The sequence below is a fragment of the Collinsella sp. OM04-5 genome, from assembly GCF_003439125.1.
Lineage (GTDB): Bacteria > Actinomycetota > Coriobacteriia > Coriobacteriales > Coriobacteriaceae > Collinsella.
In genome coordinates this window covers 1-8,738 of sequence record NZ_QSUU01000008.1, presented here as the reverse complement: position 1 = coordinate 8,738, position 8,738 = coordinate 1, and the positions used below count along the sequence as shown (strand labels likewise).

General features: G+C 46.2%; 8 protein-coding genes. All 8 read left to right on the top strand.

Translation table 11 applies throughout. The features are described 5' to 3' along the window. Positions 1 to 2,117: fibronectin type III domain-containing protein (locus DXB53_RS05895; RefSeq protein ID WP_199409689.1), on the top strand; the 2,117-nt coding region annotated here is incomplete at its 5' end. A 98-nt stretch (positions 2,118 to 2,215) separates the two neighbouring features. Then, positions 2,216 to 3,145, top strand: coding sequence for a glycosyltransferase family 2 protein (locus DXB53_RS05890; protein WP_117583720.1), 930 nt, complete (start codon positions 2,216 to 2,218; stop codon positions 3,143 to 3,145). Positions 3,146 to 3,148: 3 nt separating this feature from the next. Next, entirely contained in the window at positions 3,149 to 4,171 is a 1,023-nt protein-coding gene (locus DXB53_RS05885) for an NAD(P)-dependent oxidoreductase (RefSeq protein WP_117583719.1), read from the top strand. A 2-nt stretch (positions 4,172 to 4,173) separates the two neighbouring features. After that, positions 4,174 to 5,322: an acetyl-CoA carboxylase biotin carboxylase subunit family protein gene (locus DXB53_RS05880; protein ID WP_117583718.1), complete on the top strand. Its 1,149-nt coding sequence runs from the start codon at positions 4,174 to 4,176 to the stop codon at positions 5,320 to 5,322. A 3-nt stretch (positions 5,323 to 5,325) separates the two neighbouring features. Further along, positions 5,326 to 5,676, top strand: a complete 351-nt coding sequence (locus tag DXB53_RS05875) for a transporter (protein ID WP_117583717.1) — start codon at positions 5,326 to 5,328, stop codon at positions 5,674 to 5,676. A gap of 75 nt (positions 5,677 to 5,751) precedes the next feature. After that, complete coding sequence (locus DXB53_RS05870; RefSeq protein WP_117583794.1) at positions 5,752 to 6,039, top strand: EamA family transporter; 288 nt, start codon at positions 5,752 to 5,754, stop codon at positions 6,037 to 6,039. Continuing rightward, complete coding sequence (gene rffA / locus DXB53_RS05865) at positions 6,036 to 7,172, top strand: dTDP-4-amino-4,6-dideoxygalactose transaminase (protein ID WP_117583716.1); 1,137 nt, start codon at positions 6,036 to 6,038, stop codon at positions 7,170 to 7,172. Before DXB53_RS05870 ends, rffA begins: the two co-directional genes overlap by 4 nt. A 47-nt stretch (positions 7,173 to 7,219) precedes the next feature. After that, positions 7,220 to 8,738: N-acetylmuramoyl-L-alanine amidase (locus tag DXB53_RS05860; protein ID WP_199409688.1), on the top strand; the 1,519-nt coding region annotated here is incomplete at its 3' end.

Here is an 8,738-nt window from a genome sequence, read left to right as displayed (position 1 = left end):
ACGGCGAGGTCACCCTGACCTGGGAGCCCGTCGAGGGCGCCGAGCGCTACGCCGTTGCGGAGGCCTTCTCCAACGGCACCTACGCCACCTTCACCAAGTCCCTCACCGGGACGTCCTACACCGCCACCGACCTGCCCAACGGCTACGACCACGACTTCCTCGTCCAGGCCTACGTGAACGGCCGCTGGTCCTCCTTCGGCCCCGCCAGCCTCGTGCGCTGCAGGCCGGAGGGGACCGTCAAGCCCGCGCCCGCGGCGACCGCCGGCGACGGCAGCGTCGAGCTGTCGTGGGGCCGCGTGCCCGGCGCGAATCAATATGTAGCTTCGTGTTCGAACGGTAAGTCGTATAGATTGAAATCCCATCAAACTAGCGTTGAAATCAAGGGTTTGAAAAACGGTGAAGAATATACGTTCTATGTTAGGGCGAAGATTTACGATCGTTTGACCGCTCTTGAGGATACTGATTACATCACCTGCATGCCGTACTCTCTTGTTTCTCCTAAGGTTAGCGTTTCTGCTGTTGGCGATGGGACGGTGAGCCTTAAGTGGAATCCAGTTGCCGGTGCATTACGATATGCAATTGCATATAAAACAAATAATGGATACAAGACTGTAGCCTATGACTGTCTTAATACCGAATTCACCATTAATGGACTTACCAATGGCCAGATGTATTCATTTATTGTTCAGGCTAATATTGATGGTCGCTGGTCTCCTTTTGGGAGCAAGGACCTTGTTACCGCTATTCCCGAAGATCCTAATGCTCCGAGGCCTCATCTAGAGAAAGCCACGGCGACCTCCTGTGTTCTTTCGTGGAATCAGATTCCTGGAGCAGAGAGGTACGCGGTTGCTCTTAAGACTGGAAATAGCTACAAGACGTATTCTCTTGATGTCAAAGATTCCTCGTATCTGGTTTCCGGCTTGAATCCTGGTAATACTTACCGTTTCCTTGTACAAGCATTTGTAAATGGAAGATGGAGCTCTTCCTCGGACGCATATTTATGTGAAGCCGTTCTTGAGGACGTTCGTTCCCCTCAAAATGTTAAGGCCACTTGTCCTGGCGATGGAAAAATACAGCTTACTTGGGACTTTGTTCCCAATGCAACGCGATACGCGATTGCAGAGTATAAGAATGGCTCATATGTAACGTTCACGACTAATTGTTTGAGCACTAGCTATACGGTTTCCGGCCTTACGAATGGACGCAATCACAGGTTTCTTGTGCAATCTTACGTAGATGGAGCCTGGTCTGCTTACGGTGATGCGCTGCTCGTGGACGCAGTTCCACATGGTGTAATTACTCCTCGTGTAACTGGTAAAGCTGGGAATCTTTGCGCAAATCTATCATGGAGCAAGGTGTCAGGCGCCACGCGTTATGCTATCGCGGTAAAGACGAATAGTGGCTATAATACTTATACATACAACTGTACTGGCAATTCGTATAGAGTTGAAGGGCTAAACGGTGGACAGACCTATCAGTTTGTCGTTCAGGCTTATCTCGATGGCGTATGGTCGCCTTTTGATGAAGACGACCTGGTTAGTGTAAAGCCGACGGGCACGAATGACACTGTATTTGGCATTCCGCGCATAACCGTTGTTAATTGGCTGACGAGCCATCAATACAATGGCTATTATCTTGGTACTCGATATTCAAGTGGCTTTTCATATCAGACTTGCTTGTATCCTAACGGCGCTCCAGGGCCCGGGGGCTACACCGGTATGAACTGCACTGGTTTTGTTGCCCATGTATTTAAATCTCTCGGCGTAAACGTTGATGCAGTCGCAGCCAACAACAACCATACTCCGTGGGGCGCGGGGCCCGGCGGCGGCGGCTATATCAATGCGTGGCGCTGGTATGGTTATGCAATTGACTCTGGCTGTAAGGTATATCACTTCAATACAGTTGCCGATATGTTGAATAGCGGATTGGCTAAGAAGGGCGATGTAATTTTCTTTAAAACAGATGGTTCTATCGATTGCCATATTGGATTTTTCTGGGGAGATAACTCCCATGACAATAAGATGTGGCACCAAATTCTGCCTGGCAACCTGATTGGCCCTTGTTTTAATAACGCTAATAAAAGCGAAGTTCGTCAGCAGTGCGTGCTCATCAAATAGGCCCGGCGTTCGTTTGATGATTGCCTTCACTATGATTTGACGGTTGGCTTAATCGAATGCATCATGAGTAAGTTATTAAACTCAATCTAAGGCTAGTTATGGATTTCTCTGTTGTAATTCCAGTTTATGGTTGTAAAGAGGCGCTGCCCGAACTGCATAAGCGAATCGTTGATGTTTTTGAAAAGATGGAGGCGTCTTTCGAGCTCGTTCTTGTTGACGACCACGATCCATATGATTCGTGGTCTGTTGTGCAGTCGATATGCGACGCTGATGAACGTGTGTATGGAATCAAGCTTGCTCGTAATTTTGGCCAAATTCGTGCGATCACTGCGGGTCTTGACTGTTGCCATGGTGATTGGGTTGTCGTAATGGATTGCGACCTCCAGGATAGGCCTGAGGCCATTCCCCAGCTCTATAATAAAGCTCTGGAGGGCTTCGATGTCGTTTTTGCAAAAAGGGTAGAGCGAAAAGATAGCGCTTTGACCATGGCGTTGTCTCGAGCTTTTTATAAAGTGTATGAGTATTTTACTGACGGTAGTTATGATCCTTCACTTTGCAACTTCAGTATTGCTCGTCGCGCGGTAATTTCTCAGTATTGTTCAATGCGTGAACATAACCGTGGATACACGATGTTTATTAAGTGGCTTGGGTTTAGGCAAACTGCGATAGAGATAGTTGGCGATGAACGCTTTGCTGGTGAGTCTTCCTATAGTTTTAGGAAAAAGCTTAATATGGCGTTTGAGCTTATTACCGCCCAGTCTAATAAGCCTTTGAAATTTGCGGTTAACGTTGGCTTTGCAATGTCCTTCGTTGCCTTGCTTGTTCTAATTGCAGCGATAGTTCAAAAAATCTGTGTTCCAGGAATTCAAGTTGGATGGACTAGCCTTCTTTGTTCCATCTTTTTTATGGGTGGTCTCATTTTGTCTGCAATTGGAATCGTTGGACTGTACGTCGGCAATATTTTTACTGAGGTTAAAAATAGACCTCTGTATGTGATTGAAAAAGAGTGCAATGGAAAGGATGAGTAAGCTATGGTAATTGTTATTGGAGCAACCAGTTTTATCGGTATGTATACCGTTGACGAGCTTGTCAAATCAGGCAAACAAGTTATTGCTACCGGTAGGAATGAACGACTTCGTCCTTTCCTTGAAGACATGGGTGCCGAGTTTATTAGTCTCGATATTACTAAGCCTGAAGATTTTTCAAAACTCCCTGCTGATAACGTCGAGGGCGTAATTCTTCTAGCTGGTTTGCTTCCTGCCAATGCAACTGCTGATTTGGTTAACGAAGAGAATGCCATCGATTACGTTAGAGTGAATACTATGGGCACAGTGAACGTGCTCGAGTATTGCAGGACGAATGGCATCAAGAAGATAATTTCCGCCACTACTTATGGTGATGTCTCTGGGGCATGGAGAAAGGACTATGCCATTACTGAGGATGAGCCCAGGAATTTCTCCTTTACTGGTGACCACGCTGTCTATACCATCACGAAGAATGCTGCCAACGATTTGATTGAGTATTATTCGCAGCAACATGGTCTTCAGGGGGCAGTGTTCCGTTTTCCTCCGGTTTACGGCGTTGGACCTCATGGCACAATCTTAGTTGATGGTAAGCCGTACAAGTCTGCTATCCAAGTCTGGATCGAAAAGGCCGCGTCCGGACAGAACCTTGAGATATGGGGAGACCCTCATATCTCAAGAGACATTATCTATGTGAAGGATGTTGCTCGGGCATATCGAATGGCTTTGGAAAGCGATTCAACGCATGGGCTTTATAACATGACAAGCGGGGTTCCTTTGGAGCTTGAAGATCAGGCTCGTGCAGTTATCGAGGTATTTGGCGACAGCTCTAAATCGAAAATCGTTTACAGGCCGGAGCTCAAGAACAACACCCCTTCATTTTTGTTCGATATGAGTAAGGCTGAGCGTGATTTCGGTTTTGTTCCAGCTTATAGAGACTATTATTCGATGATGCTCGATTATAAGGCTGAGATGGAAAGCGGCCGCTGGAATGATTTCGAAAAGAACTCTTCGGCCAATTGGGAGAAGTAAAGATGTCGAAAAAGCTCGCTATTATCGGTGCGTCTGATTTTCAAAATCCATTGATTCTTAAGGCCAAACAACTTGGCTTCGAAACGCATGTCTTCGCATGGGAATGCGGCGATATTGGCGAGCGCACTGCTGACTATTTCTATCCTATTAGTATTACCGAAATCGATCAAATTGCTGAGAAGTGTAGCTCTATCGGTATTGACGGCATTTGTTCTATCGGTACGGATCTCGGCAACATTACTGTTTCTAAGGTTGCCGACAAGCTCGGTCTGTGTGCCAATTCAGTTGACTGCATCGACGTATCCACAAATAAGCACTTAATGCGTGAAGCCTTTTTCAAAAATGGAGACCCTTCTCCTAAAAGCTACCAGGTGACCGACCTTACTGATATTGATGGTTTAGATCTCACTTATCCAATAATCGTAAAGCCTGTTGACAGGTCTGGTAGTCGTTGCATCACTAAGCTTCAGTCTTCAGAAGGACTTGAGGATGCCGTCCGCGCTGCAATCAATGTTTCCTTTTCTAAGGCATGTGTCGTTGAAGAGTTTTTTACTGGCATTGAATTTAGTGTTGAATTTGTTTCTTGGAAAGGTGAGCATCACTTTCTTGCACTGACGAGGAAATACACAACTGGAGCTCCGCATTTCATTGAAACTGGTCACTTACAGCCTGCACCCGTTTCAGATTCTTTACGTTCCAAAATCATTGAAGTTGTTTCTCACGCCCTAGATTCTTTGGGAGTTGAATTCGGCGCTTCTCATTCAGAGATTTTGGTTAATGAGAATGAGGATATTCGTATTGTCGAAATTGGTAGCCGCATGGGTGGCGACTGTATCGGCAGCGATCTCGTGGAACTCTCAACGGGAGTTGATTTCTTGGGTGCAGTAATTTCTGTTGCTACTGGGCGTGAGCCCGACCTGAGTGTCTCTGAGCATCCTGAATGCGCCATGATTCGATTTATTTTTGATGGCGAAGACTTAGCGATGCTTCGACAAGCAGAATGCGATAGGCATGTGAGAGTCGAGCGAAGTTCTGTGGACAATGACATGGAGCATGAAATTGTCGATAGCGGCAGCAGATACGGCTTCTATATCCTGACTTCAGATTCGATTGATAATTTGGAAAAGTACTTGCCGAAGCGAGGCGTATAGAAATTGAAAAATGGACGCGTTTTCTTAGCGCTTCATCTGCTATTGGTTTTGTATTCCTGTAGCGGTATCTTAAGTAAGTTTGCGGCAGGCTATCCTTTTCTATCTTTCGGTTTTTGTGTCTGCTATGCCGGAATTATCATGCTACTTGGCATTTATGCTATTTGCTGGCAACAAATTATTAAACGACTGCCATTAACGACAGCCTATGCCAATCGCGCCGTTACAGTTGTATGGGGCATGGTATGGGGTGTAATTGTCTTTAAGGAGCAGCTTGGCTTTCTTCAGGTTGCCGGAGGCATTATTGTATTAATTGGCGTGGCTTTGTTTGCCTCTTCAGATTCCGATGCTGCTTAGGAGGGAAGTGCTGTGGATTTTCGATATGCCTTGCTTCTTCTCCTCGGTGTTTTTATTAGTGCAATATCTCAAGTAATGCTAAAGAAGGCTGCTCTTAAGACGTATGACAGCAGGGTTCGAGAGTATCTGAACCCTCTAGTGATTTGCGCTTACTTCCTTTTCGTTTGTACGACCTTTCTTTCGATTTTTGCTTATAAAGGGATTCCCCTTTCCATGGGTCCGTTGTTGGAAGCCACCAGCTACATATATGTGACAATATTCGGTATTACGATTTTTCATGAGAAAATGTCTCGACGGAAGTGGATTTCACTGCTTCTTATTTTGCTTGGTATCGGACTATATTCATTTGGAGCTGCTATATGATCAATTTTAATCTCCCGCCTTATGTGGGCACGGAAATGGAATATGTTCGAGAGGCCTGCGCTGTCAATCGTAAGATTTGCGGTGATGGTCCTTTTACCAAAAAATGTAGCGAATGGCTCGAGAACCGTTTTAATTCCAATAAGATCCTGCTAACGACTAGTGGTACGAGCGCGCTTGAGCTTGCAGCAATCTTATGCGACCTACATCCTGGTGATGAGGTGATTCTGCCTAGCTTCACTTTCTCTTCTACTGCTACGGCATTTCAAATGGTCGGCGCCACTTTGGTGTTTGTTGACGTGTGCCCTGACACAATGAATATTGATCCCGATGCCATTGAGAGGGCGATAACTGATAAAACCAAGGTTGTCGTTCCTGTGCATTATGCTGGCGTTGCATGTGATATGGATCGAATCATGGACATCGCTACACGCAACAACTTGTTGGTCGTTGAAGATGCGGCACAGGGTGTTTTGAGTTCTTATAAGGGTGAGGCTCTCGGCACTATTGGTCATTTTGGTTGCTATAGCTTTCATGAAACTAAGAACTATTCGATGGGCGAAGGTGGCGCGCTTTCTATTAACGACTCGCGTTACTGCGATCGTGCTGAAATTATTCGCGAAAAAGGGACTAATCGTCAGCGCTTTTTTAGGGGTCAAGTAGACAAGTACACTTGGGTTGATCGTGGGTCGAGCTACCTGCCTTCTGACATGAATGCGGCTTATCTTTGGGCGCAGCTGGAGCATGCTGATGAAATTAATGAGAATCGACTCTCAACTTGGCATTTTTATCAGGAGTCTTTAAAGCCGCTTGCAGATGCCGGCAAGATTGAGCTTCCCTATATTCCTGAAGGCTGCGAACATAACGCGCATATGTTTTACATCAAGTGTAAAGATCTTAAGGAACGCGGTGATTTTATCTCTTACCTTAAGGACCATGGTGTCCAAGCTGTTTTCCATTACATTCCTTTGCATGATGCGCCTGCAGGAAAGATGTTTGGTCGTTTTGACGGGGAAGACAGGTTTACTACCTCTGAAAGCAATAGGCTTGTCAGGTTGCCTATGTACTATGGTCTAAGCGATGCCGATAGGCATCATGTTGCTGACGCTGTTCTTTCTTTTTACGCCACTCGATAGATATTAAAAGGCGGCTTCTGGCCGCCTTTTTCTTTTAAGGACTGTATATGCAAAAGAGTATCCAGCGCTATTTGTTGACCGCAATCTTTGCTATGTCACTTCTTTCTCTTTTTCTTGGTCATCCCGTTAACGCTTTTGCCGATAGCTCAGATGTAGATAACCTTTCGTTTATTTATATCGAGAAGAGTCACGTTGACCTCGGAGATGCGCAAAGAGTTGCTTTGGGCTTTGACGGGACGCCGTCGGATGAGCCTGTGGCACTGTATTGTGCAAATACTGCGTCTGAAGCCCTTATCCGATTCGATGTCACTTCCAGTGCTGACAACACATATCTTTTCTCTTCGAGCGTCTCTGCCGCTGGCGTTTATTCCTTGCTTAAGGTGGAGTATGCCTCTGGAGCAACTCGTATTTTTCCTGATGAAATTTCTGATCAGATGTTTAGCGCCGGTGAAGTGGCTGCACCGTATCGATTGCTGTCTGATGGCGACTCGGATGATCAGCTTGAGTCCGTGTTTACTGACGACACAGGTGCTTCGTTTGATTCGTTGGAATCTGCCGTTGATGTCATTTCGGAGAACTCTGCACGGGCGCGTAGCTGGGTCTTTGTTTTAGATGCTGGTCATGGCGGTTGGGATTCCGGCGCCATCGGCAATGGTCTTCGTGAGAAGGATCTTACGTTGCAAATTGCACGTTATTGCCGCGATGAACTCCAGAAGTACGCTGGCGTTCGAGTTATTATGACACGTGATTCTGACACTTCCGTTACTGGCGTTGCCAACACTACAAACGAACTTATTGCTCGCGCCCAAATTGCAAGAGACAACAACGCATCTTTGTTCATGAGTTTTCACATCAATTCAGGCGGTGGCACCGGAGCGGAAATTTGGATTCCGAGGCAAGCTAGTTGGTTTTCTTCATTTAATGAACTCGGAGAGTCTCTGGGCCAAGATGTTCTAAACAGGCTTGTATCTGTTGGCCTCGTTAACCGTGGTACAAAAAATGATTATTACGATTTAAACGGTACGCAGCTCTATTATCCTGACGGCAGCAACGCCGATAGTCTTTCTGTCATAAGAAATTGTCGCCAATATGGCATTCCTGCAGTTTTGGTCGAACATGGTTTTATCGACAACAGTTATGATGCCGGACTTTTGGCCAATTCGCTATACCTTCAAAAAATGGGCCAGGCAGATGCTCTGGCTATTGCTAACCAGTTTGGCCTTTCGAAGGAAGCTAAACCTGATCCGGTGGTTTCCGAGATGCATGACGGTAAAATCAAGTTGAGCTGGGATTCAGTCCCCAATGCATCTAAGTATGCAATTGCTCTGCGCAAGAGCGATGGTGGGTTTAATACCTATACGTATGATTGCACAGGAACTTCCTATGAAATCGATGGGCTTGAAAACGGGAAGACATATACATTCCTTGTTCAGGCTTATGCCAACGGTCGTTGGAATAACTTTACGTCTGACGATTATTTAACTTGTAAATTGGTTCCTTCCCCCCAGGCCGATGCCGAGGCGACCGGCGACGGAGAGGTGACGGTGTCGTGGAAGCCGGTCGCCG